The 23,284-nt window shown below is 32.3% G+C and carries 22 protein-coding genes; 7 read left to right on the forward strand and 15 right to left on the reverse strand.

Annotation, left to right across the window (positions count from 1 at the left end; translation table 11 throughout):
• The first annotated feature begins 136 nt into the window (after nucleotides 1–136).
• The 3 genes from B3L86_RS13110 to B3L86_RS13120 all read left to right on the forward strand — a co-directional run bounded on the left by B3L86_RS13110 (nucleotide 137) and on the right by B3L86_RS13120 (nucleotide 2,982).
• Nucleotides 137–577, forward strand: coding sequence for a hypothetical protein (locus tag B3L86_RS13110; RefSeq protein ID WP_291120110.1), 441 nt, complete (start codon nucleotides 137–139; stop codon nucleotides 575–577).
• A gap of 114 nt (nucleotides 578–691) precedes the next feature.
• A complete protein-coding gene (gene ffh, locus B3L86_RS13115; protein WP_291120113.1) occupies nucleotides 692–2,029 on the forward strand; it encodes a signal recognition particle protein in 1,338 nt (445 codons plus the stop codon).
• 65 nt (nucleotides 2,030–2,094) lie between these two features.
• Nucleotides 2,095–2,982 carry a bifunctional 5,10-methylenetetrahydrofolate dehydrogenase/5,10-methenyltetrahydrofolate cyclohydrolase gene (locus B3L86_RS13120; protein ID WP_291120116.1) on the forward strand — a complete coding sequence of 296 codons (888 nt, stop codon included), beginning with the start codon at nucleotides 2,095–2,097 and terminating at the stop codon, nucleotides 2,980–2,982.
• Nucleotides 2,983–3,011: 29 nt separating this feature from the next.
• On the opposite strand, the gene B3L86_RS13125 is transcribed toward B3L86_RS13120, so the two are convergent.
• From B3L86_RS13125 to rluF, 4 genes are all read right to left on the reverse strand, one after another.
• A complete protein-coding gene (locus B3L86_RS13125; RefSeq protein ID WP_291120121.1) occupies nucleotides 3,012–3,740 on the reverse strand; it encodes a sterol desaturase family protein in 729 nt (242 codons plus the stop codon).
• Nucleotides 3,741–3,744: 4 nt separating this feature from the next.
• Entirely contained in the window at nucleotides 3,745–4,992 is a 1,248-nt protein-coding gene (locus tag B3L86_RS13130) for a radical SAM protein (protein ID WP_291120128.1), read from the reverse strand.
• Nucleotides 4,985–6,673 carry a hypothetical protein gene (locus B3L86_RS13135; protein WP_291120131.1) on the reverse strand — a complete coding sequence of 563 codons (1,689 nt, stop codon included), beginning with the start codon at nucleotides 6,671–6,673 and terminating at the stop codon, nucleotides 4,985–4,987. Before B3L86_RS13135 ends, B3L86_RS13130 begins: the two co-directional genes overlap by 8 nt.
• A 144-nt stretch (nucleotides 6,674–6,817) precedes the next feature.
• Complete coding sequence (rluF, locus tag B3L86_RS13140) at nucleotides 6,818–7,603, reverse strand: 23S rRNA pseudouridine(2604) synthase RluF (protein ID WP_291120134.1); 786 nt, start codon at nucleotides 7,601–7,603, stop codon at nucleotides 6,818–6,820.
• A 113-nt stretch (nucleotides 7,604–7,716) separates the two neighbouring features.
• On the opposite strand from rluF, the gene B3L86_RS13145 reads away from it, so the two are divergent.
• Nucleotides 7,717–9,393, forward strand: coding sequence for a S8/S53 family peptidase (locus B3L86_RS13145; RefSeq protein WP_291120137.1), 1,677 nt, complete (start codon nucleotides 7,717–7,719; stop codon nucleotides 9,391–9,393).
• Here the strand turns inward: B3L86_RS13145 and B3L86_RS13150 are convergent.
• The 3 genes from B3L86_RS13150 to B3L86_RS13160 are packed head-to-tail and all read right to left on the reverse strand — an operon-like array spanning nucleotide 9,383 to nucleotide 12,148.
• A complete protein-coding gene (locus tag B3L86_RS13150; protein WP_291120140.1) occupies nucleotides 9,383–10,240 on the reverse strand; it encodes an alpha/beta hydrolase in 858 nt (285 codons plus the stop codon). The genes B3L86_RS13145 and B3L86_RS13150 overlap by 11 nt on opposite strands.
• Nucleotides 10,241–10,270: 30 nt before the next feature.
• Nucleotides 10,271–11,050, reverse strand: a complete 780-nt coding sequence (locus B3L86_RS13155) for a zinc ribbon domain-containing protein (protein ID WP_291120146.1) — start codon at nucleotides 11,048–11,050, stop codon at nucleotides 10,271–10,273.
• Between the two features lie 3 nt (nucleotides 11,051–11,053).
• Nucleotides 11,054–12,148: a Nif3-like dinuclear metal center hexameric protein gene (locus B3L86_RS13160; protein ID WP_291120155.1), complete on the reverse strand. Its 1,095-nt coding sequence runs from the start codon at nucleotides 12,146–12,148 to the stop codon at nucleotides 11,054–11,056.
• Nucleotides 12,149–12,210: 62 nt separating this feature from the next.
• Between B3L86_RS13160 and lpxK the strand changes: the two genes are divergently transcribed.
• Genes lpxK through B3L86_RS13175 form a run of 3 tightly spaced genes read left to right on the forward strand, consistent with a single transcriptional unit; the run spans nucleotide 12,211 to nucleotide 15,316 of the window.
• Nucleotides 12,211–13,236: a tetraacyldisaccharide 4'-kinase gene (gene lpxK, locus B3L86_RS13165; RefSeq protein WP_291120163.1), complete on the forward strand. Its 1,026-nt coding sequence runs from the start codon at nucleotides 12,211–12,213 to the stop codon at nucleotides 13,234–13,236.
• Nucleotides 13,208–14,020 carry a purine-nucleoside phosphorylase gene (locus B3L86_RS13170; RefSeq protein ID WP_291120166.1) on the forward strand — a complete coding sequence of 271 codons (813 nt, stop codon included), beginning with the start codon at nucleotides 13,208–13,210 and terminating at the stop codon, nucleotides 14,018–14,020. Before lpxK ends, B3L86_RS13170 begins: the two co-directional genes overlap by 29 nt.
• Before the next feature lie 12 nt (nucleotides 14,021–14,032).
• On the forward strand, nucleotides 14,033–15,316 hold the full coding sequence (locus B3L86_RS13175; RefSeq protein WP_291120170.1) for a metal-dependent hydrolase family protein: 1,284 nt from the start codon (nucleotides 14,033–14,035) through the stop codon (nucleotides 15,314–15,316).
• Here B3L86_RS13175 and B3L86_RS13180 read toward each other — a convergent pair.
• From B3L86_RS13180 to B3L86_RS13215, 8 genes are all read right to left on the reverse strand, one after another.
• The gene (locus B3L86_RS13180) at nucleotides 15,313–17,484 is read right to left on the reverse strand and encodes an ATP-binding protein (RefSeq protein ID WP_291120173.1); all 2,172 of its coding nucleotides are present in this window, start codon (nucleotides 17,482–17,484) and stop codon (nucleotides 15,313–15,315) included. The two genes, B3L86_RS13175 and B3L86_RS13180, sit on opposite strands and share 4 nt — an antisense overlap.
• Before the next feature lie 34 nt (nucleotides 17,485–17,518).
• Nucleotides 17,519–18,520, reverse strand: coding sequence for a type I glyceraldehyde-3-phosphate dehydrogenase (gap, locus tag B3L86_RS13185; protein ID WP_291120176.1), 1,002 nt, complete (start codon nucleotides 18,518–18,520; stop codon nucleotides 17,519–17,521).
• A gap of 24 nt (nucleotides 18,521–18,544) precedes the next feature.
• On the reverse strand, nucleotides 18,545–19,417 hold the full coding sequence (gene lipA / locus B3L86_RS13190) for a lipoyl synthase (RefSeq protein ID WP_291120179.1): 873 nt from the start codon (nucleotides 19,415–19,417) through the stop codon (nucleotides 18,545–18,547).
• A gap of 98 nt (nucleotides 19,418–19,515) precedes the next feature.
• Nucleotides 19,516–20,064 carry an RNA polymerase sigma factor gene (locus B3L86_RS13195; protein ID WP_291120182.1) on the reverse strand — a complete coding sequence of 183 codons (549 nt, stop codon included), beginning with the start codon at nucleotides 20,062–20,064 and terminating at the stop codon, nucleotides 19,516–19,518.
• Nucleotides 20,055–21,161, reverse strand: a complete 1,107-nt coding sequence (locus B3L86_RS13200) for a glycosyltransferase (RefSeq protein WP_291120185.1) — start codon at nucleotides 21,159–21,161, stop codon at nucleotides 20,055–20,057. Before B3L86_RS13200 ends, B3L86_RS13195 begins: the two co-directional genes overlap by 10 nt.
• A 15-nt stretch (nucleotides 21,162–21,176) precedes the next feature.
• Nucleotides 21,177–21,380: a membrane or secreted protein gene (locus B3L86_RS13205; RefSeq protein ID WP_291120188.1), complete on the reverse strand. Its 204-nt coding sequence runs from the start codon at nucleotides 21,378–21,380 to the stop codon at nucleotides 21,177–21,179.
• A 93-nt stretch (nucleotides 21,381–21,473) separates the two neighbouring features.
• Nucleotides 21,474–22,487 carry a UDP-N-acetylmuramate dehydrogenase gene (gene murB, locus B3L86_RS13210; protein ID WP_291120191.1) on the reverse strand — a complete coding sequence of 338 codons (1,014 nt, stop codon included), beginning with the start codon at nucleotides 22,485–22,487 and terminating at the stop codon, nucleotides 21,474–21,476.
• Nucleotides 22,488–22,544: 57 nt separating this feature from the next.
• The gene (locus B3L86_RS13215; protein WP_291120194.1) at nucleotides 22,545–23,216 is read right to left on the reverse strand and encodes a DUF2461 domain-containing protein; all 672 of its coding nucleotides are present in this window, start codon (nucleotides 23,214–23,216) and stop codon (nucleotides 22,545–22,547) included.
• Nucleotides 23,217–23,284: the final 68 nt, after the last annotated feature.

The raw sequence follows: 23,284 nt of genomic DNA on the forward strand, positions 1-23,284 counted from the left end.
ATTTTTTTCGTAATTCTTAAAGAAACTTTAATAAGCTAAAGGGTACTATTATTATATTTTTTGCGTTATGAGTGTTGAATGTTTTATGGTTTTAAAATATTCAAAAACAACCAATAAACCTTTAAATTTATAAATTATGAAAAAATTGTTTTTTTTCTCCTTTTTAATAAGCACTTTTATGCTTAGTGTAGTTGCGTGCAGTAGTGATGATGATGCTTCTAACAACCCAAGTATTAGTCAGGTAGTTACAAATGTTAGTAGCGGAACATGGCGTGTAACACTTTTTTCTGAAGGGGGTGTAAATCAAACTTCAGATTTTGCAGGATACAATTTTACTTTTGCTGCAAATAATGTGGTAACTGCTGAAAATGGTAGTAGTACAGTATTAGGTACATGGATAACCGGAACAGACGACAGTACCCTAAAAATGATTTTAAGTTTTGATGTTCTTGCAGGTCCCTTTGAAGAAATTAGTGAAGACTGGCGAATTCTCTCAAGCACTTCAACAAAACTCGAATTAAGACATGTTAGTGGAGGTGATGGAAGTATTGATTTGCTAACTTTTCAAAAAAATTAGTTTAATTTATTAAATTTGAATTAGCCATCCTAAAAAGGATGGTTTTTTTATTGATTTTACTAAGGAACATCCCGTTCAATTTCATAAATTTGCACTTCACAAAAGAAAAAAATTATGTTCAGTAATTTAAGCGAAAAGCTTGATAAAGCCTTACACATATTAAAAGGACATGGAAAGATTACAGAAGTTAACGTAGCAGAAACGTTAAAAGAAGTACGCCGTGCACTTTTAGATGCCGATGTTAATTTTAAGATTGCCAAAGATTTTACCACTACTGTCAAAGAAAAAGCTCTGGGTCAAAACGTATTGACATCTTTGCAACCGGGCCAGTTGATGGTAAAATTGGTCAAAGACGAATTAACCGAATTAATGGGTGGGGAGGAAGTAGGTATTAACCTTTCCGGAGCACCTACAGTGATTTTAATGTCAGGTTTGCAAGGTTCCGGTAAAACTACTTTTTCCGGAAAGTTAGCCAATTTTCTAAAAACCAAAAAAGGAAAAAAACCACTTTTGGTGGCTTGTGATATTTATCGTCCTGCGGCAATAAACCAATTGCACGTTGTTGGAGGTCAAATTGGTGTTGAGGTATATTCTGAACCTGAAAATAAAGACGCTGTATCTATTGCTCAAAATGCGATAAAACATGCTAAAGCCAACGGTTTTAATGTGGTTATTGTCGATACAGCCGGTCGTTTGGCAATTGATGAACAAATGATGAACGAGATTGCAAATGTTCACAAAGCCATTACACCACAAGAAACCTTGTTTGTTGTTGATGCTATGACCGGACAAGATGCGGTGAATACTGCAAAAGCATTTAACGAAAGATTAAATTTTGATGGTGTTATCTTAACAAAATTAGACGGTGATACCCGAGGTGGTGCTGCTCTATCAATTAAATCTGTTGTAAATAAACCAATTAAATTTATAGGAACAGGTGAGAAAATGGAAGCTATTGATGTTTTCTATCCTTCTCGTATGGCTGATAGAATTTTGGGGATGGGTGACGTTATCTCCTTAGTTGAAAGAGCTCAAGAACAATATGATGAAGAAGAAGCTCGAAAACTGCAAAAGAAAATTGCTAAAAACGAGTTTGGTTTTGATGATTTCTTATCTCAAATTCAACAGATTAAGAAAATGGGTAACATGAAAGATTTGGTAGGAATGATTCCTGGTGCCGGAAAAGCTCTAAAAGATGTGGAAATTGAAGACGATGCCTTCAAACATATCGAAGCCATTATTCATTCAATGACACCATTAGAAAGAACAAAACCAACAGTTATCGACGGAAAAAGAAAAATAAGGATTGCCAAAGGTTCCGGAACCAAAGTGGAACAAGTGAATCAATTGATGAAACAATTTGACCAAATGAGCAAAATGATGAAGATGATGCAAGGCGGCGGCGGAAAAAACCTCGCCCGAATGATGGGCGGCATGAAAGGAATGAGATAATTTTCTAGAAAACAGACGCGATTTTTCGCGTCTTATTTTTTTGACACAACTAAAACAACAGATACATGAAATTATTAGACGGAAAGAAAGTTTCGGAAGACATCAAAAATGAAATAGCTGCTGAGGTGCAGAAAATGAAAGATAATGGTGAAAAAGTACCTCATTTAGCCGCTGTGATTGTTGGTAATGATGGTGCTAGTTTAACCTATGTTGGTAGTAAAGTAAAATCTTGCGAGCGTGTGGGTTTTGAAAGTACTTTAATTAAAATGCCAAGTACAACTTCAGAAACTGAATTACTTAAAAAAATTAAAGAGTTAAACGAAGATGATAACATAGATGGTTTTATTGTGCAATTGCCTTTGCCAAAACAAATCGATACCCAAGAAGTATTGATGGCCATTGACCCAAGTAAAGATGTTGACGGTTTTCATCCGGAAAATTTCGGTAAAATGGCTTTGGATATGAGTACTTTTATTCCTGCTACTCCATTCGGTATTTTAGAATTATTAGAACGTTATGGTGTTGAAACACAAGGAAAACATACTGTAGTGATTGGAAGAAGCCATATTGTTGGAAGACCGATGAGTATTTTGATGGGAAGAAAAGGTTTTCCCGGAAATTCAACAGTTACTTTAACACATAGTTATACTAAAAATATTTCTCAAATCACCACTCAAGCTGATATTATTATCACAGCTCTTGGTGTTCCAAATTATTTGAAAGCAGAAATGGTTAAAGATGATGCCGTTGTTATTGATGTAGGAATTACTCGTGTTGCAGATGAAACCACCGAAAAAGGATACCGCATTACCGGCGATGTTGATTTTGATTTGGTCAGTAAAAAAGCTTCTTTTATTACTCCTGTTCCCGGTGGAGTGGGACCTATGACGATTGCGATGCTTCTCAAAAATACGTTGTTAGCCAGAGAGCAAAAACGATTGAAGTTAAAATAAAAAACTAAACCCAAGTGATGAGCTTGGGTTTAGTTTTTTGTAGAAGAGCAAACACTAGTTCCCATTAATTTATCCCAAACTATAAAATAAAAACCATAATTGACTTTGTCATTATAGTGATGATGTAAATCATGGTTTGTAGCAGTATTAAAAATCATATGTGTAGATTTATTTTTAAAAATCTCAAAACCCAAGTGAATTAGAATGTTATAGATTGTCATAATGCTAAAAAAGATGAGTAATATTAAAGGATGTATAGGTATAAAAATTATAATTATAGGGATAAAACCTAATGATATAATTGCTTCAACCGGATGAAATGAAAAGGATGTCCAAGGAGTTGGGTTTTCGGATAAATGATGGATTTTATGAAATCGATACAACCATTTATTTGAATGCATCAATCGATGGGTCCAATAAAAATAGGTGTCGTGAATTAAGATTATTAAAAATAAACTTAAAAATAAATAGCCAATTCCATATTGATAAAGGTCAGTATATATTTTTGTAAACCCTTTTTTATACCAAAATATTAAGATGCCGGTTGATAAACCATAAATAAGCATTGCACAAATTGAGAATAGTATTTCGTGCTTTAGCTGTTTGAAATTCGGGAATTTATCTTGAATTTTTAAGGTTTTTAATTTCTTGAAAAAAAGGATGTAAAACACAAAATAAGCCAAACCTGCCAAAACAAAATACCTCAAGGCAAATGTCATTGCACCGATTAACCATTGATTGATATCAGAGTAAAACAAAATTTTAAGTTTTAATTTGTATATAATTTGGACAACCTTTTGAAATCATGTCAGTAATACAATCATCAAAAGTGTCATTAAATATTGATCCTGATTTCTGATGACAAAAAGGACAGGAATTAAAATCACCGTTAGCATCCAAATAAAAACTTCTATTTCCTGAAGCATAACAACCCTGTCTTCTTTGATAATAGCCATGATTGCTTATTAATGGGAATGATTTATTATTAGAGTCATAATTCATGTTAAAGTAAAAATCATCTAACAAAGCGGTTTTTTCATTTGATAGCACTACATTTTTATCAGCATAATGGCCAACTTCTTTTGGTTCTAATAATTGAATAAAAGAAACACCCCATTCTTTTGCTAGTTTTACATAAGAAATTAAGTTTTCGGTAGATGTAAATTCATTAGTAACACAAATACTCAAAGCAACAACTAGATTGTTATTTATTGCATTTTTGACACCTTCTTTTGCCCAATAAAAAGCATCTTTATAACCTCTGAATGTATTATGTTTTTCCGGATCAAAATGATCTAAACTTATAAAAACTCCGGTTAATCCACCGAGGTGTAGATTTTTGGCATTTTCATCAGTTAGTTTAAAGCCAGAAGTTAACACCCAAAAATCGGTGTTTTTTTTATCACAATGTTCTAGAATTTCTAAAATAGCAGCAATACGAAGTAAGGGTTCGCCACCGGTTAAGTGTATTTGACTTACTCCCTTTTGTTGAATTTTTATAATGTTTGACACAATTACTTCAGTAGAAAGATTGTCTTTAGTATTTAAATTTTCCCATTCATAACAATGTTCACATCGTAACGAACATTTTTTTGTAATAGAAACATAGACATTAATAAATTGATTTACTTTTTTTCTCATTGGAATTATCCGATTCATTTCTGAAGCAATAAAATTTTGAAAGGAATTGCCATTCCAGCCCGGAGTATAAAGTCCCCAGTAATAGCGATTATTTATATGAATTAATTTAAAAAGTCGGTGTTCGCCAATTGCTTTTCTCCTTTTTTTGTCTAATGTAAGCGGTACATAAACCCAATGCCAAGGATTTCGATAGTTTTTTATTGCAATTTTAAAAATGGTTATTCGAAATAAAATTTCAATCCATTCTTTTTTTAAGCCGGTTATTATAGTTCTGTTTTTTTTAATTGAGGCAATTTGGGGTTGATTCAAAATGGATTTTGTATCATTTTGAGTTAAAACAAGCTGATTGTATTTCTGATAATTAATCATTTAAAGTAACAATTTGCTTTTGTTTTAAATTGTTTATGAAATGTAAATATTCGTTTTTTGAATAGATAGAGAGAGCTCCATCTTGTTTAAACTTTTTTAATTGCTTCACTTTAGGTTTGCCTTTATAATCTCTGATGTATTCATAGTAACCTCTATTTTTTAGAAAGACACTTTCTTTTTCCCATTTTGTGTTACTTTCTTTATCGAAAGTGACAATCACTTCGTTGCCAATATTGGGTTGAATTAGTCTTTTCTGATCTTCAAAAAGTAATAAATCTTTGACATCAATTCCGTTTTCATCAATGGCAGAACTAGGGTTGTATTTTTTCACAATCAGATTTTCATTAGGACTGAAATCAATAGCTGCATAATCAATTTCCCAAAACATAAAACCACATTCTAATTTAATTTCAACACTATTTGAATGTATTTTGCTTAAATCAATTGGTACAACTAAATCCCGAAAGGCCATTGGGCCTACTGGGTTTATCCGTTCTATTATTTCCCAAGAGGAATTAGTTTTTAGCAATACGGTTAATGGAATTCCTTGGTTGTTTTGCCAATTTATGTTTTGTTCTGGGGATACATTTTTTTGATTCTTTTGAAATGTTTCAAAATAGGATCCAAAATGTTCATTAAATTTTCCGTAAATTAAATCAAGCCAAAAGGAGTTCTTGGCTTTAAGAATTAATTTTGCAGAAGTTGAGGTTGTCGGTTTTTCAAAACGTAGTGTTAACGAATTCATGTCTGAGTTGCTTTCTGCATCATCAAATAAAAAACAGTTTTCATCTTTATATTCTAAACTGGTTTTGGTATAAATTTTATCATTTTCAAAAAGTTGAACTGGACTTTCTTTTTTAGTTATGGTGTGAAGTTTTCCGTTTTGATCAATAAGAACATCATGAGTTTTTTTGTGATTTACAACTATTAATTCCACTAAATCAGTGTATTGAATTTCCATCAATTCATTGCTGATTTTAATTACAAATTCATTTGAATTGGAATTATAATTGGGAAGTTTTATAAAGTCATCTCTTTCTAAAGTTGGTAAAATGGCACCTGGATATAACTCACCCACAAACTCAAAAGTTTCTCCGTTTTTGACATAAACAAATGGACATGAGCTTTTTGTAGCTGCAATGATAATTGCAATAACGGCAATAGTTCCAAACGTAAATCCTAAAACGTTTGAAAGTGTTCTCCCACTATCCTTATCATATACTTCTACTTTTTCAATTTGATCGTAAGGAATTGTTATTGATTTACCTACTTCAAAAGGAATTTCTTGAGAAGTATAAAAATGTACCTCATTTGTTTTTATTACTTTCTTTTTATCATACTGATAGGCACTTTTCTTCTTGGTAGGGTTGTATAATAAATGCTTTTTTGAAATAGAATCTATTTCTCCCTCAATACTTTTATTGTCTTCATTTAAAACGATATTCTTTAGGTGAAAATCATTGTTGTTTGTGTGCAATACAACATATTTTTCATTTTTGTTGATGGTGTTATAGTTTTCCGAGAAATTTTCAGAACTTGTTGGAAGGTTTTTGACGTTGTAATAGGAGCATGAAATAACTAAATTTAAAAAAATAATTACTTGAAACCATGCTACAATCTGATGGTGATTTTTAATTTTTTTTATCAGATTTTGATTTGTTGATATCTTTATATTTTTCATAAAATATTATTTTAAGTTTAAATAATATGTTAAAAATAAAAGATTCGGAGTGATTAAATTTACAAAATATAATAGTACATCATATCAATTTATTGTAAAATTATATAGAAATTGCTATTTTGTCAATCAATTTTGAGAATTATATTACCTTTTTTTTGGAGTAGATTTAAAGGTTTCCGGCTTCGTATTAATTTTAGGCAAACTCGCTTCTTCCGTTTTGCTTGAAGGTTCAATCAATTGATTTAGTTCATTAATTTCAACTTCTGATAAATCACGATATCTTCCCACCGGAATGTCTAAAGAAATATTGATAATTCGAATACGTTTTAAAGTCGTAACTTCATATCCCAAATACTCACACATTCGTCTGATTTGACGATTTAAACCTTGCGTTAAAATAATTTTAAAAACAAATTTACTAATCTGTTCTACTTTACATTTTCGAGTAACGGTATCTAAAATTGGTACGCCATTTCCCATTCGTTGGATGAATCTATCGGTTATGGGCTTGTCAACCGTGACAATATATTCTTTTTCGTGATTGTTTCTTGCACGAAGAATTTTATTTACAATATCACCATCATTTGTCATAAAAATCAAACCTTCACTGGCTTTATCCAAACGGCCAATCGGAAAAATTCGTTCAGGATAATTGATATAATCAACTATATTATTTCGAACTGTTTGATTGGTGGTACATTCTATGCCGGCCGGTTTGTTAAAAGCCAAATAAACAGGTTTTTCTCTGTTTTCACGAATCAGTTTGCCATCTACTCTGATTTCATCAGTTTCGCTAATTTTTGTACCCATTTCAGGAACTATTCCATTGATGGTTACTCTTCCTTCTGAAATTAATTTGTCAGCTTCTCTTCGAGAACAATACCCCGATTCGGATAAAAATTTATTAATTCGTTTTCCTGAATTTTCCATGATGGCAAAGGTAACTTTTATTCATTAATTTATGAAAATCAATTTTTTAGGATGTCTTTATAAAATTATTAAATTGCAATGATTTTAAAATCAAAAAATTAATTCGGAATTGGATGATTAGAACGGCTATTTTTAATGTTTTATTATTTTGGATTTCTGTTTCGTTTAGTCAAAATCGAAAGGGACAATTTCATTTGAACCAATCAAGTGAAATGCACGAACTATATGTACGATTTTCAGCTACAATAGATTTTTCATCTGGAGATTACATTACTGTTACAAAAAATCAGATTCCGGGTTTTGAAACCTTGCAGAATGAATTTTCCATTTCTTTCGAAAGAGGAATTTTAATGGAAGAGGAGGCACTTTACCGAATGGAACAAAATGCGTTACAGCTTAATAATGACGACGGTTCGATAAAAATTTTAAAAAATATTTTAAAGGTAAACATTTCAAAACCAACCAATGAGAGACTTCTGGAACTCGCTACAAAATTGGAAGAATTATCAAACGTTGACTATTGTAGTCTCATCTCACTCGAGCCCATTCGACCACCATTTGATATTATGCCGGTCACTCCAAATTTTGAAGTAAATCAAAATTATATTGCAGCAAATCCCGGAGTAAATATGCAACACGCCTGGAATTTGGGATTAATCGGAAGTGGAATCAAAATCAGAGATGTTGAATACGGATTCAACAAAAATCACGAAGAATTCCATCAGATAAATGCTTTTTTGGCTACAGGAATGACGGTCAATTCGAATGCTTCTGTTGATTATACAGAACATGGAACTGCCGTTTTTGGAATTGTTTATGCTCACAAAGGCAATTATGGCGTTTCCGGAATGGCATATGGAGCAACTGAAATGATTTTGTTTCCGGAGTGGCAACAAACGGGGTATAATCGAATTTTTGCAATAACGCAATCCATTCAAAATTCTTCGCCCGGAGATATTATTATTTTTGAAATGCAAACCGGCGGTCAAAACGATCAATTTGTTCCGGCAGAATATAACAATGTGGTTTGGGATTTAACACTAGCCGCCTCCAATAGTGGAATTATCATTGTTGCGGCAGCAGGTAACGGAAACCAAAATTTAAATTCAGCTTTTTATCAACCTTACATGAATCGTGGGGATAGTGGTGCTATAATTGTTGGAGCAGGGACTTCTACTTTGGCTCACAATAAAATGTGGTACAGCACCCATGGCACTAGAGTAGATGTTCAAGCTTGGGGTGAAAATGTTTATTCAACTGGTTATGGCGATGCTATTACAATTGGCGGTGATTTTAACCAACGGTATACCAATTTTGCAGGAACAAGTTCTGCAACACCAATTGTTGCCTCTTGTGCGATTGTTTTACAATCCTACCATCATTCCTTAAATGGAAACTATTTGACCGGTCCGCAAATGAGGGAATTATTAAAAGTTACAGGAATCGCTCAGGGAAATCCGGGTGCTGGTGCTATTGGTCCGATTCCAAATATGCAAATCGCTATTCAAAAGATATACGATGATTATGTGTTGTTGAATTTAGCTACGAATGAACTAACTAATTTTTCAGTATTTCCAAATCCCGCTTCTGATAAAATTACTTTGATGGTTTCAAATGATTTGACAAAAAATGCTCAAATAGAAATATTCAATTCTTTAGGGCAAAAAATATATCAGTCATCAGTTCCTGATTCAAGAGAAATCAATATTTCCGGATATAATTCAGGGGTTTATTTTTTGAAAATATCTGATGGTAAATTTTCAACCGTAAAAAAAATCGCTAAGCGTTAGCTTTGTCTTCAAATAAGTAGTTGTAGATTTTTTGATACATTTTTTCATCGTGCATGCTATGACCCAAACCTTGGGTTTCAATGAAAATTGCATTTTTCCAGCTGCTTATAATTTTTTGACTTTCTTTAAATGACACTACATCATCTTCTGTGTCATGAGCCACAATTCCAGATATTTCTAGTGTTGAAGCCATTTTGGCACCACTAAAATCGATAATTTTCAATTTGAATTTTTCTTCAAAATAGTTTTCCAATTGTTTTGAAACACGGTTGTTTAAACCTAAAATTCTTTTAAAATTAAAAATCAAAACATCCAAATCCGAAGGAGAACCAATTAGAATTATTTTTTTTATTGATTCAGGTTTGTAAAAATGTTGGTGAAACAAACAGGCAGAACCACCTATGGAATGTCCGATTATAATAGAAGGTTCAAAATGTTTTACTACCAGATTAATAAACGAAGCATATTTTGGCACGTTGAATTCTACGCCGTTTGATAAACCGTGAGCCGGACCGTCAAGTGCAATTATGGTACTTCCTGATTTTTGCAATTGATGAATTAAAAGTTCCCAACGCGAAGCATTGCTTTCCCAACCGTGAACCAAAATAATTTTAGTAGCATTTCCCGACCAAACATATACTGGAAATTTGTGATTTTCTAATTCAAAAAAATCAAAAGAAGCTTGCTTTAAAATGGTCGGTAAATTTTCATTTTGCAGTCTTCCAGCTCTTGGAGTACTGAAAAATTTATAGGCAATTTCTTTGGCTTTTTTGGGATAGATATAGCTTAAAAAATTTATAAAATTGCCAATGCAAAAAATAATAAATGAATTTAAAAATTGTTTCATAAAAAAAACCCCGATTGGGGTTTTAAAAGATTATATGCTTTTGAATACGTTTTCCATTTTTTCTTTTTCCTCGTTGGCTAAAGCAGCATCAACTAAAATTCTACCACTATGTTCGTCTGTGATAATTTTTTTTCTGGCAGCAATTTCAACTTGGGTTTGTGGTGGAATGGTAAAGAACGACCCGGCAGAAGCTCCTCTTTCTATAGAAACAACAGCCAATCCGTTTTTAACACTGCTTCTGATTCTGTTGTAAGCAGCTAAAATTCTTTCTTCAATTTTACCTTGGTATTCTGCAGAAAGATTCATTAAAAACTCTTCTTCTTTTTGAGTTTCAGACATGATATCGCCTAATTCTGCTTTTTTGTGCTCTAAATGATTTTGTTTAGAAGAAAGTTTTTCTGTTGCTTCAGCAATTTGAACTTTCTTAAATTCAGTAGAAGCTTTCAATTCTTTAATTTGCTTTTCTGCTAACTGAATTTCTAATTCTTGGTATTCAATTTCCTTTGTAAGTGAGTTGAATTCTCTGTTATTCCTAACGTTTTTTTGTTGTTCAGTATATTTTTTAATACCTTCTTTGTGAGCCTCAATAGCGTTTTTCTTTGCTTTAATTTGCTCGTCAATAGTATCTAAATCTACTTTTAATTTCTCTGAACGCGATTTTAATCCTGCAACTTCATCCTCTAAATCTTGCACCTCAAGAGGCAATTCTCCTCTGATATTTCTAATTTCGTCTATTCGCGAATCAATTAATTGCAAATCATAGAGTGCTCTTAACTTCTCTTCTACACTCATTTCTTTAACGTTTGTCATAACTTAAAAGTACTTAACTGGATTTGTATTTTCTTCTGATAAAATGATTGCAAAATTAGGAATTTTTTTGATAAGAAAATCAACAATATAATTTTTTGTGTAGCGTTCGCTTTCATAATGTCCAATATCTGCTAAAAGCAACTGATTTTCAGCTTCATAGAATTGATGGTATTTCAAATCTGCTGTTATAAAAGCATTCGCTCCTTGTTTTATTGCTTCTTTTATGGCAAAACTCCCTGAGCCTCCTAAAACTGCTACTTTTGAGACTTTTTTACCTAAAAAAGCACTGTGTCTTATGCTTTCACATTTCATTTTATCTTTCACCTGTTGTAGAAATTCTGACTCAGAAACAGGAGTTTCTAATTGTCCAATCATCCCCAAACCAATGTTTTGATGTTTGTTTTGCAGTTCATAAATTTCATAAGCTACCTCTTCATAGCAATGATTTTGGAACAAAGCTTTTAAAATTTTTGATTCTAAATGCTTTTCAAAAGTTACTTCTATTTTAATTTCTTCGTTTTCAACAAATTCAAATCGTTCGCCAATTTCCGGATTGCTGTTCTCATTTCCTAAATAGGTGCCAATGCCTTTTGAATTAAAACTACAGTCTTCGTAGTTGCCAATGGTTCCTGCTCCGGCTTCAAAAAGAGCGTTTCTTAATTCTGTATGATTTTCGGGAATGGTATAGGTTACTAACTTTCGAATAAATTTTTCTTTGGGTACTAAAATTTTAGTGTTTTTTAAACCTAAAGCATTGCAAATAATTTTATTAACTCCTTCTTTATGATTATCTAAAGCAGTATGAACGGCATAGATGGCGATGTCATTTTTAATGGCTTTGATGATGACTCTTTCCACATAATTTTTTCCGGTTATTTTTTTTAAACCGGAGAATAAAATAGGGTGAAAGCAAACAATAAGGTTGCATTTTTTAGAAATGGCTTCATCAACAACATTTTCTAAGGCATCGTGACAAACCAGTATTCCGGAAATTTCTTGATTTTCATTTCCGGTTAACAAACCAACATTGTCAAAATCTTCGGCATAAGCTAAAGGTGCAATCTCTTCTAAAACTTGAATAATGTGGTTGAGTTTCATTGTAGTATAATTGATGGATTAGTTTATTTCTTTCAAAGATAAAAATTACCTACTTTCGTAGTATGATTTTAGTTAGAAAATTACTTTTTCCATTTGCAATTTTATATGGTTTTGTGACAGCCATTAGAAACTTTTTATATGATAAAGCAATTTTAAAGTCATTTGCATTCGATATTCCGGTTATTGCTGTGGGGAATTTATCTGTTGGCGGAACCGGAAAAACACCCCAAATTGAATTTTTAATTCGAATTTTGCAAGACAACTACCGTGTTGCTACGTTAAGTCGTGGATACAAACGAAAATCAACAGGTTTTCAATTGGCAGATGCTTCTTCAACCGTAGCCGATTTAGGCGATGAATCGTTTCAGTATCATACAAAATTCCCCAATTTGGAAGTAGCTGTCGATGCCGACCGGGTAAATGGAATTACTCAATTGTTGCATCAAACTATTCCACCTCAAGTGATTTTGTTGGATGATGCTTTTCAACACCGAAGAGTTAAAGCAGGATTTTATGTTTTATTGACTGCTTTTGACGATTTATATATTGATGATTTTATGTTGCCAACCGGTAATTTAAGAGAGTACCAATCGGGAGCAACAAGAGCTTCTGTGGTAATTGTTACCAAATGTCCCATTGATTTGTCTGAAAAACAACGACTTGAAATCGAAAAAAAATTACAAGTAAAAAGCTATCAAAAACTTTTTTTTAGTAGTATTTCCTACGATGAATTTGTGTATTCTGAAACTACAAAAATGGCAATTAAAGAAATTAAAGAATCAGAAAAACTTTTAGTTTCAGGAATTGCAAAACCAAAACCATTCTATGATTTTGTACAAAAGGACTCCGATGAAAAATTGACTTTCAATGATCATCATGATTTTGCTGAAAGTGATATTGCTTTGATTCGAAATAAATCCAAAGGAAAAATTATAGTGACTACCGAAAAAGATTATATGCGGTTAAAAGGAAAATTGAAACCGGAAAAATTATTCTTTTTACCAATTAAAAGCACTTTTATTCAAAACGAATTAGAATTTATAAATACAATTAAAAATTATGTGGAACAAAGTACAAGAAACCGTTAGTTATCTTAAGGAAAAAACAAATTTTACACCTGAATTTGGAGTTATTTTAGGTTCAGGATTGGGTTCGTTTACTCAAGATTTAGAAATAGAATTTACGATTCCTTATGCTGAAATTCCGAATTTTCCGGTATCGACAGTTCAAGGTCACAAAGGTGCTTTGGTTTTTGGGAGAATTGGTTCCAAGAAAGTAGTAGCAATGCAAGGAAGGTTTCATTATTATGAAGGTTATGATATGCAAACGGTTACATTTCCGGTTAGAGTGATGAAATATTTGGGAGTGACCAAACTTATTGTTTCCAATGCTTCCGGAGGTGTAAATGATAATTATGAAGTGGGTGATATTGTGGTGATAAAAGACCACATCAATATGTTTCCCGATCATCCGCTACGAGGTCAAAACGACGAGCGATTCGGACCGCGATTCGTGAATATGAGCGAGGCCTATTCGTTGGACATGATTAAGCAATTGAAAACAATTGCAACGCAAAATGCAATAAGTTTGAAAGACGGAATTTATTTAGGACTTCAGGGGCCCACTTTTGAAACCTTGGCAGAATATAAAATGGTAAAAATTTTAGGTGCTGATTGTGTCGGAATGTCAACCGTTCCCGAAGTTATTGTTGCCCGACATATGAATGTAGATTGTCTTGGAATTTCGGTCATTACCGATATGGGGAATGAGGAATCAATTCATGAAGTAAACCATCAAGAAGTGTTAGAAGCTGCCCGAAAAGCAGAACCTAATGTTAGAAAATTAATTAAATTATTTATAGAAACAATCTAATAAATTTAAAAAATGAAATATTTATATGTGCTTTTTTTAGGATTATTTTTAAGTAGTAATTTGCTAAAGGCTCAAGATTTTTATTTGCATTGTGGAAACATGTTAGATATTCAGAGTGGCAAATTTTTGAAAAATAAAACAATTATTGTTTCCCAAAATAAAATTAAAGAAGTGAAGGATGGATTTGTTTCTAAAGCGAATGCTTCTGATAGTGAAATAGATTTAAAAAATGAATATGTACTTCCGGGTTTGATTGATATGCATGTTCATATTGAAAGCGAAACCAACGCACGAAGTTATATGTCTGATTTTTTGGATAATGAGGCAGATGTGGCATTTGAAGCAGCTCGTTTTGCTGAAATCACATTAATGGCCGGATTCACAACTGTTCGTGATTTAGGCGGAACAGGAGTAAATATTTCGCTTAGAAATGCAATAAACAAAGGAGTTACAAAAGGACCACGAATTTTTGCAGCCGGAAAATCTATAGCAACAACCGGTGGTCATGCTGATCCAACTAACGGAAGAAATAAAAAACTAATGGGTGACCCCGGTCCTTTAGAAGGTGTAGTAAATTCTCCTGAGGATGGAGTAAAGGCAGTACGACAACGTTACAAAGAAGGTGCTGATGTAATCAAAATTACAGCAACCGGTGGTGTTTTGAGTGTTGCTAAAAGCGGAAAGAATCCGCAGTTTACAATTGAAGAAATTAAAGCTATAACACAAACTGCCAAAGATTATAATATGTTGACTGCCGCACATGCGCATGGTGATGAAGGTATGCAAAGAGCCATTTTAGGCGGAATTAAAACTATTGAACACGGAACTTTTATGAGTGATGCAACAATGGAACTCATGAAAAAATTTGATGTTTATTTAGTACCCACTATAACAGCAGGAAAAGAAGTAGCCGAGAAAGCAAAGATCACTGGATTTTATCCTGAGATTGTTCGTCCAAAAGCTTTAGAAGTTGGACCACAAATTCAAGAAACTTTTGGTAAAGCATACAAAAAAGGAGTAAAAATTGCTTTTGGTACCGATGCAGGAGTTTTTCCTCATGGAATCAATGCAAAAGAATTTACTTATATGGTTGAAGCCGGAATGCCTCAATTAGCAGCAATTCAATCGGCAACAATTGTGAATGCAAAACTGTTAGGTGTTGAAAATGAAATTGGTCAATTGAAAGAAAACTTTTTTGCTGATATAATTGCGGTTAACGAAAATCCATTAGAAAAAATAAGCACTTTAGAACAAGTTACTTTTGTTATGAAAGATGGAAAAATTTATAAAAACTAACTTAATTGTTGAGCAATTACTTTATAAAAATTGTCGGGATTAAATGGTTTTGTTATTACATCATTCATGCCAAAAGAAAGTAACATTTCTCTATTCTCATTTAACGAAATGGCAGTTAAAGCAATTATTGGGATTGTTTTGTTGAACGTTCTGATTTTTTCAGTTGCTGTAGTTCCGTTGATTCCCGGTAAGTGAACATCCATTAAAACTAGGTCAAAAGTGTTGTTTTCCACAAGCGTGATTGCTTCTTCTCCATTGTCAACAATCTCACAAATCATGTCTTTGTTTTCAATCATTTTTTTGGTAATCATCTGATTGATTTTGTTGTCTTCAACAACCAGTACTTTTTTAGTGTTAAAAACGGAGTTATCATATTGTTTTACAACTTCAACAAACGTTTGATGTCCAATTTTGAAATCTAATGCAAACGAAAAACTGGAGCCAACATTTACATCACTTTTAAGTTTGATTTCTCCGCCCAATAGATTTACTAAACGTTTTACAATTGCTAAGCCTAAACCGGTTCCTCCATATTTCCTGTTTATTTCAACGGAGCCTTGAGAAAAACTCTCAAAGATAGTTTCTTGATTTTCAGGCGGGATTCCAATGCCATTGTCATTTATATCAAAATAGATTCTGGTTAAATCTTCTTCTTTTGTTTCTGAAAGAATTATTTTTGCACTAACACTTACAGTTCCGTTTTTAGTAAACTTTAAAGCATTGTTAATTAAATTGATAAATATTTGTGATAATTTAGTCGGGTCGCCAATTAAGTTTTCAGGAATATTCTCGTCAATATCCAATACAAAATCATTGTTGTTTTTGCTGGCTAAATCTTTAAAAGAATTTTGTAAATCTTCCAGCAATTGCTTGATGTTTACATTGATTCTCTCAATTTCAATGTTTTCACTTTCAACCCGGTTAATTTCTAAAATATCATTGATAAAGTTTAAAAGATAATCACCGGAAAATTTAAGTGAAGTTAAATATTGCAATTGCGATTTTTTTGGCTTCTCTTCCAATAATAAATGTGTAATTCCATTGATTGCATTAAGTGGGGTTCTTAACTCATGACTTACTGTTGATAAAAATTCTGCTCTGGCTTTTGAAGCTTTTTCTGCTTTGTCTTTAGCCAATTGAAGTTCGGTATTTTTATCTTGAAGCAATTTATTCGTCTGGCTTCTTATAATGTTGTTTTTGTATAATGATAAACTTAGAAGTGATAAAATTGATATTAAAGCGATACTTAACAAACTAATTAATTTAGAAAATTTTGTGGCTTTTGCTTGTGCTTTGTTTTCTTTATCTAATTGTTCTATGGTTTTAAGACGTTCGGTTTCTTTAAAACTCATAAAACCTTCTGCACCAATTTTTTTTTGATTAATTCCTAAAATACTGTCTTTAATCAATACATGATTTTTTAAAAAAGTATATGATTTAGAAATATCAAGAACTTTTTCATACGACTGACTTAAAGCTTTGTAAGTATTTGATTGCACTTCTAAGTTGTTGTTTTTTTTTGCTAATTCAATTGCTCGATTTAAATAATTAATAGCAAGATTATATCTCGAATTTTCTAATTCCATTATTCCTAAAAGGTAGAATGCCTCACCTTTTGTATTAAACGTATCGTCTATATCATTTTTAGCTACAATTGAATTTAAAATTTTAGTTGCCAACTGAAATTCATTCTTGGCTTTATAAACTTTTCCTTTTTGTAAATTAATCAAATCTCGGGCACCTTCAATTTTTAATTCATTATAAATTTGTTCGGCATCTTTAAAATAGTTTTCTGCTTTTGAAAATTCTTTTTTCTCAATATAACAGACACCAAGATTATAAAATGAGTAAGCCATTTCTGCTGAAGGCTCTAAAGTTTGATACAAACTAATACTTTTATTAAACGTTTCAATGGCATCTGAATAACGTTTTAATTCCAAATAAACATTTCCCAAAAGTGAATATGCCGCCGCTTTTGCTTGAATATTAGATGATTTATCTGCTTTTTCAATGGCGTTTTGTAAATTCTCTAACGTTAGACTATAGTTGTTGTTTTTTAAATTAAAGTTAGCCAAATCCATATAATAGGAAGTGCTATCATTTGTAGAATTGATTTGTGCGAAAGATGAAATTGTAACAAATAAAAAGTAGAAAAGTAATTGTTTCATACTTTACGAATTAAGCTTATGTCTATAAAATTAATTATTTATTTGAAATAAATAGGATTAAGTCAATAATTCTTGAAGAATATCCGGTTTCGTTATCATACCAACCCACAACTTTTACCATTTTGTCGATGACTGAAGTCAATTGGGCATCAAAAACACACGAATTTTTATTTCCGATAATATCAACAGAAACGATAGGATCTTCGGTATAAGCTAAAATGCCTTTCAATTCATTATTAGAAGCATTTTTAAAAGCTAAATTCAATTCTTCAATAGTAACATTTCTTTTTACATAACAAGTAATGTCAGTTAATGAACCGTTTGCAACAGGAACTCTAATCCCACTACCTCCAATTTTTCCATTCATTTCAGGAAAAATTTTGGTTAATGCTTTTGCCGCTCCGGTAGTTGTTGGAACAATAGATTGTGCAGCTCCTCGAGCTCTCCTTAAATCTTTATGAGGTTGATCGTGTAAGCTTTGATCTGTGGTATAAGAATGAACAGTTGTGATATAAGCTTGCTCAATGCCACAAAGTTTATTGATGATTTGAATCATTGGTGCCGCATTGTTGGTGGTGCAACTTGCATTGGAAATGATTGTTTCGGAACCATCTAATAATGATTCATTTACTCCCATAACAATTGTTTTGATGAAGTCATCATCAGGAGGTGCAGAAAGAATAACTTTTTTTGCACCGGAATCTATGTGTTTTTGAGCTTCAGCTTGAGTTTTGAATTTTCCGGTTGCTTCAATTACAAAGTCAATAGAATATTTTTTCCAATCAATTTTTTCAATATTTTTTTCTTGAAGATAGGCATATTCTTTGGAATCAATCAGTAAATAATCATTGGCTGCAGTCACATTAAAAGGAAAAATACCGTGAATACTGTCGTATTTTAATAAATGTGCCATTGTTTTAGCATCGGCAATATCATTAATTGCTACAACCTCAATGGCTTCATGTTGGTGTAACAATCGAAACACATTTCTGCCTATTCTTCCAAAACCGTTTATTGCAACTCTAATTTTTGTCATCAGAACAAAAGAGGTTTAACAAAATTAAAGAATATGTTTTTGAGCATGGTAAGAAGATCTAACCAAGGCACCACTTTCAACATGACGGAAACCCATTTCTTTTCCTAAGGTTTCATATTTTTTAAATTGTTCCGGAGTGATGAATTCTTTTACAGGCAAATGCTTTTTGCTTGGTTGCAAATATTGACCAATAGTAACAATGTCAACGTTAACAGAGCGAAGATCCTTCATGGTTTGGATTACTTCTTCTTCGGTTTCACCAAGTCCTAACATGATACCCGATTTTGTTCGGTTGATGCCTTTTTCTTTCAAATAACGAAGCACTTCCAAACTTTTGTCATATTTTGCTTGAATCCGAACTTCACGAGTTAATCTTCTAACTGTTTCCATGTTGTGAGAAACCACTTCTGGATTGGCTTCAATAATTCGATCAATATTTTTTTCGTTTCCTTGAAAATCAGGAATTAAAGTCTCTAATGTAGTAGTTGGATTCATTCGTCGAATGGCCCAAATGGTTTCTTGCCAAATAATAGAACCCATATCTTTCAAATCATCACGGTCAACACTTGTGATAACCGCGTGTTTGATATTCATTATTTTGATAGAACGAGCCACTTTTTCGGGTTCATCCCAGTCCACAGTTTCGGGTCTTCCGGTTTTCACACCACAAAAACCACAGGAACGTGTGCAAATATTACCTAAAATCATAAAAGTAGCGGTGCCTTCCCCCCAGCATTCTCCCATGTTTGGACAACTTCCTGAGGTGCAAATAGTATTTAATTTATATTTGTCCACCAAACCTCTTAGTTCCGTATATTTTTGACCGGTTGGCAATTTTACTCGTAACCATTTTGGTTTTCCAACCGGAGGTTGAACGCTATCTAATACCGTGTTCATAGTGCAATTTTTAGTTTAGCAAAGATAAGAAAAGAAACGAAATACACCATCCGTTAAAATGGATAGAAGTGATAGTGAAATTTGTTTTTCTTATCGAATTATTTTCGCTCAATTATTTCTAAGAGAAGCTTTTTTGCCCGAAGTATTTTAATTTTTACATTGTTTAAAGGTTCATTCAGCGTTTCGGCAATTTCCTGATAACTCATTTCCTGAAAATAACGCAACTGAATTACTTCTTGATAATGTGGTTTTAATTCTTTTATGTATCGCAACAAACGCGAAAGATTTTGCTCTGTAATCAAAATATCTTCAGCAGAAGGTGAACTGTCTGCAATGTTATACGCTTGTCGGTCTTCCTTATCTGTGATGTCAATGTTTTGTTTGGACTTCTTTTTTCTGAGCATGTCAATGTGCACATTTTTTGCAATGGCAATCAACCACGTGTTGAATTGAAACGAATCATTATAATTGGCCAATTTATCAAAGGCTTTTGAAAAAGTTTCAATCGTAATGTCCTCAGCGTCGGTTTCGTTTTCTGTTCTTTTAATCATAAAACCATAGACTTCGTTCCAATACATGTCAAGCAATGTAGTGAAGGCCAATTGATCGCCTTTTTTGGCTTTTTCTATGAGTGGTTTTATTTCCAATGAACCGGTTTTGAAAAAAGATTAGAAAAAAATATATTCAATTGTGTAAAAATTAGTACAAGCTCCAAAAACGGATACCAATACATAACATCAGATTCCTTCAATTTGGTAGCGGCATACCCTAAAGAAATCCAACTAAACAAATACCTTGCTACACAAATCGAGCCAACAGCAATCCAATTGTATTGAAAAACGAATAAAAGTATCGCTAAAATTAGAAAAGAAATTTGACTTAGATAAAAAACAGACAATTGAAAACGATCAAAAAACTTATAGTTTGTTGCTGTTGAAACATGTCTTCTTTTTTGTGTAAACCATTCTTTAAAAGAAGTTTTTGGTTTGGAATACGTAAAACTTTCTTTTGAAAAGCAAATAGTGGTGTTGCTATTGTTTGACGCTTGATTGATGAACAAATCATCATCACCGGATCTAATTTTTATGTGGTCAATAAAACCATTTACATTAAAAAATTCTTCTCTTTTATAGGCTAAATTTCTGCCAACTCCCATATACGGTTTTCCTACTTTAGCCCAACCGAAATATTGGGACGCGGTTAAAAGTGTCTCAAATCGAATTAGTTTGTTGATAAATGAATTGGGATTTTTTTCATAAGCTCCATAACCTAAAACAATTGTTTTTTTCATAGTAAAATGCGAAGTCATTTCCTGAATCCAATTTTCAGTTTCAGGATAACAATCTGCATCAGTAAAGACTAAATATTCGTGTTTGGCGGCTTTTATCCCTAAAGTAAGTGCAAATTTTTTGTTGCCCCAAAAAGCTTCGTTGTTTTTTACTTTGACCAATTTTACATTGGAATGATTCTTTTCAAATTCTTCAAAAATATCCAAGGTGTTATCGTTTGACGAATCGTCAATAAGAACAATTTCAAACTCAGGATACTTTTGTTTTAAAAGTAGTGGTACAAATTTAGCAACGTTTTCAGCCTCGTTTTTTGCACAAACGATTATTGAAACCGGAATTTTTTTAGGGTTAGTTGGTTGTAACTTAGCAAAGGAAAAGTTTCCAAAAATAACTATGTAGTACACAAACTGAATAGCCACTATGCCTATAAAAATATAGAAAAGCAGGTCTAGCATAATTGATTTTGCAAATTAAGAATGAGTGGGTTCAGAACAGTCTTTCATTTCTTCAGGTGATTTGCCACAAAAACTGCAATTTTCGCCGTCTTTGTTCAAAAACGGACTTTGGCTCGCACAAGTTCCGGCAAATTTACCGTCTTTTTTTGCCCAAATTTTAATTGCAATTCCCGCAAATGCTAAGGCTAAAAGACCAATAGTTAATAAAATCAATTTCATTTTTGATGCGTTTTTTTTTGTTGTGCAAAGATAAAAAAACCGATTGTTATTTAACTTTTTAATGGGGTTAATTTTATTTTAAAAAAGTCGAAACTAGATGATGTTTACTTCGGTCTCAATTTTAATTCCATACGTTTTATAAATTGTATCTTGAATGGTTAAGGCAACATCCCAAATTTCTTTTCCGGTGGCATTTCCGTAATTCACCAAAACTAAAGCTTGGTTTTTGTGAATTCCTGCATCACCAAAGCGTTTCCCTTTAAATCCGGCTTGTTCAATTAACCATCCGGCAGGTACTTTTACTTCCGTATCTGAAACCACATAATGGGGTATTTCGGGAAATTTATTTTGAATTTTTTCAAATTCATTTTTTGAAATTACCGGGTTTTTAAAAAAACTACCACTATTTCCTAATTCTTTTGGATCCGGTAGTTTACTTTTTCGGATGGCAATTACGGCATTGCTAACATCTTTAATGGTTGGTTTTGTGCAGTTTTGGAGTTGTAATTCTGTTTCAATAGCACCATAAGAAGTGTTGAGCTTGTGATTTCTTTTGGTCAATTTGAAAATTACAGAGGTGATAATAAACTCATCCTTTACTTCGTTTTTGAAAATACTTTCTCTATAGCCAAACTTGCAAGTTTCGTTTTTAAAAATCAGTAATTCTTGCGTTTCAATATGAATGGCTTCACACAAAACAAAGGTGTCTTTAATTTCAACACCATAAGCCCCAATGTTTTGAATAGGAGTGGTGCCTACATTTCCCGGAATTAAAGAAAGGTTTTCCAATCCGCCAAAATCATGTTCAATGGTCCATAAAACAAATTTATGCCAATTTTCACCGGCTTGGCTTTCAACCCAAACATAATCTTTGTTTTCATCAACAATTTTTATTCCTTTTAAGTTAAGATGAATGACCAAAGCATCAATATCTTGCGTTAATAGCATGTTGCTTCCGCCTCCTAATATAAATTTTTTAGCATCAGAATTAAACGCTAAAACTGCTGTCAATTCATCAATCGATTGAACAGAAACAAACTGCTTTGCTTTGGCTTCAATGCCAAATGTATTGTAATTCTTAAGCGAATAATCGAAATAGATTTTCATAAATAACCTAAAAGTTGAGACAACAAAAGTAAACTAATTTGAATTGGTTTTGGTCAATTATTCTATCTGTAATGCTCTGTTTAAAAATTCATTCAATGGTTTCAAAACCAATAGTTTTTGGGCAATCGTTTCTGCAAAATCACTTTTAAACAAGGCATCGTCATTGATTTTTTGTGTAGCGGTAACACTTTTTAATTTTAAAAATTCAATAGCCGGGTGATCTTTTTCAAAATCTTTTGGAGCCGTTTTTAAAACTTGAGCGGGGTCACGGTCTAATTCGTTAAACTCTTTTTTAAATGTTTTATGAGTAATGATTTCTTGAAATTCATCATAAAAAAAAGCAATTTCTTTTCTGATTTTTTTCAAATCAGAGGGTTCCGGACAATAAAGACCACCAGCTATAAAACTTTTGCCTTTTTCAATATGAACATAATATCCCGGAGCATTTTTTAAGTTTTGATTGGTTGAAAACCAGATTCCCATGTGGGTTTTATAAGGAGATTTATCTTTTGAAAATCTAATGTCACGATTGATTCTAAACGTACAGTTTTTAATTTCCAAATGCTTTAAACTTTCATCTTTTGGTTTCAAATGCTCCAAAATGGAGGCTATTAAACCGTGATAGTTTTTTTTGTAATTTTCATAAGAAGACTTTTGTGAAAGAAACCAATCTCTATTATTGTTCTCTTTTAAATCTTCTAAAAATTGAATGGTGCTATTTGTAATCATATCAAAAATATTTTAACAAAGCTACAGTAAAACGCTGAAATTTTTAAATGAATTGATTTGTAAAAAAA

The sequence above is a fragment of the Flavobacterium sp. UBA6135 genome, assembly GCF_002428305.1.
GTDB lineage: Bacteria > Bacteroidota > Bacteroidia > Flavobacteriales > Flavobacteriaceae > Flavobacterium.

Excerpts from the sequence above, each read along its gene's own strand:
- B3L86_RS13110 (WP_291120110.1), top strand. The coding sequence starts at position 137 with ATGAAAAAATTGTTTTTTTTCTCCTTTTTAATAAGCACTTTTATGCTT.
- ffh (WP_291120113.1), top strand. The coding sequence starts at position 692 with ATGTTCAGTAATTTAAGCGAAAAGCTTGATAAAGCCTTACACATATTA.
- B3L86_RS13120 (WP_291120116.1), top strand. The coding sequence starts at position 2,095 with ATGAAATTATTAGACGGAAAGAAAGTTTCGGAAGACATCAAAAATGAA.
- B3L86_RS13130 (WP_291120128.1), bottom strand. The coding sequence starts at position 4,992 with ATGATTAATTATCAGAAATACAATCAGCTTGTTTTAACTCAAAATGAT.
- B3L86_RS13135 (WP_291120131.1), bottom strand. The coding sequence starts at position 6,673 with ATGAAAAATATAAAGATATCAACAAATCAAAATCTGATAAAAAAAATT.
- rluF (WP_291120134.1), bottom strand. The coding sequence starts at position 7,603 with ATGGAAAATTCAGGAAAACGAATTAATAAATTTTTATCCGAATCGGGG.
- B3L86_RS13145 (WP_291120137.1), top strand. The coding sequence starts at position 7,717 with ATGATTAGAACGGCTATTTTTAATGTTTTATTATTTTGGATTTCTGTT.
- B3L86_RS13150 (WP_291120140.1), bottom strand. The coding sequence starts at position 10,240 with ATGAAACAATTTTTAAATTCATTTATTATTTTTTGCATTGGCAATTTT.
- B3L86_RS13155 (WP_291120146.1), bottom strand. The coding sequence starts at position 11,050 with ATGACAAACGTTAAAGAAATGAGTGTAGAAGAGAAGTTAAGAGCACTC.
- B3L86_RS13160 (WP_291120155.1), bottom strand. The coding sequence starts at position 12,148 with ATGAAACTCAACCACATTATTCAAGTTTTAGAAGAGATTGCACCTTTA.
- lpxK (WP_291120163.1), top strand. The coding sequence starts at position 12,211 with ATGATTTTAGTTAGAAAATTACTTTTTCCATTTGCAATTTTATATGGT.
- B3L86_RS13170 (WP_291120166.1), top strand. The coding sequence starts at position 13,208 with ATGTGGAACAAAGTACAAGAAACCGTTAGTTATCTTAAGGAAAAAACA.
- B3L86_RS13175 (WP_291120170.1), top strand. The coding sequence starts at position 14,033 with ATGAAATATTTATATGTGCTTTTTTTAGGATTATTTTTAAGTAGTAAT.
- B3L86_RS13180 (WP_291120173.1), bottom strand. The coding sequence starts at position 17,484 with ATGAAACAATTACTTTTCTACTTTTTATTTGTTACAATTTCATCTTTC.
- gap (WP_291120176.1), bottom strand. The coding sequence starts at position 18,520 with ATGACAAAAATTAGAGTTGCAATAAACGGTTTTGGAAGAATAGGCAGA.
- lipA (WP_291120179.1), bottom strand. The coding sequence starts at position 19,417 with ATGAACACGGTATTAGATAGCGTTCAACCTCCGGTTGGAAAACCAAAA.
- B3L86_RS13200 (WP_291120185.1), bottom strand. The coding sequence starts at position 21,161 with ATGCTAGACCTGCTTTTCTATATTTTTATAGGCATAGTGGCTATTCAG.
- B3L86_RS13205 (WP_291120188.1), bottom strand. The coding sequence starts at position 21,380 with ATGAAATTGATTTTATTAACTATTGGTCTTTTAGCCTTAGCATTTGCG.
- murB (WP_291120191.1), bottom strand. The coding sequence starts at position 22,487 with ATGAAAATCTATTTCGATTATTCGCTTAAGAATTACAATACATTTGGC.
- B3L86_RS13215 (WP_291120194.1), bottom strand. The coding sequence starts at position 23,216 with ATGATTACAAATAGCACCATTCAATTTTTAGAAGATTTAAAAGAGAAC.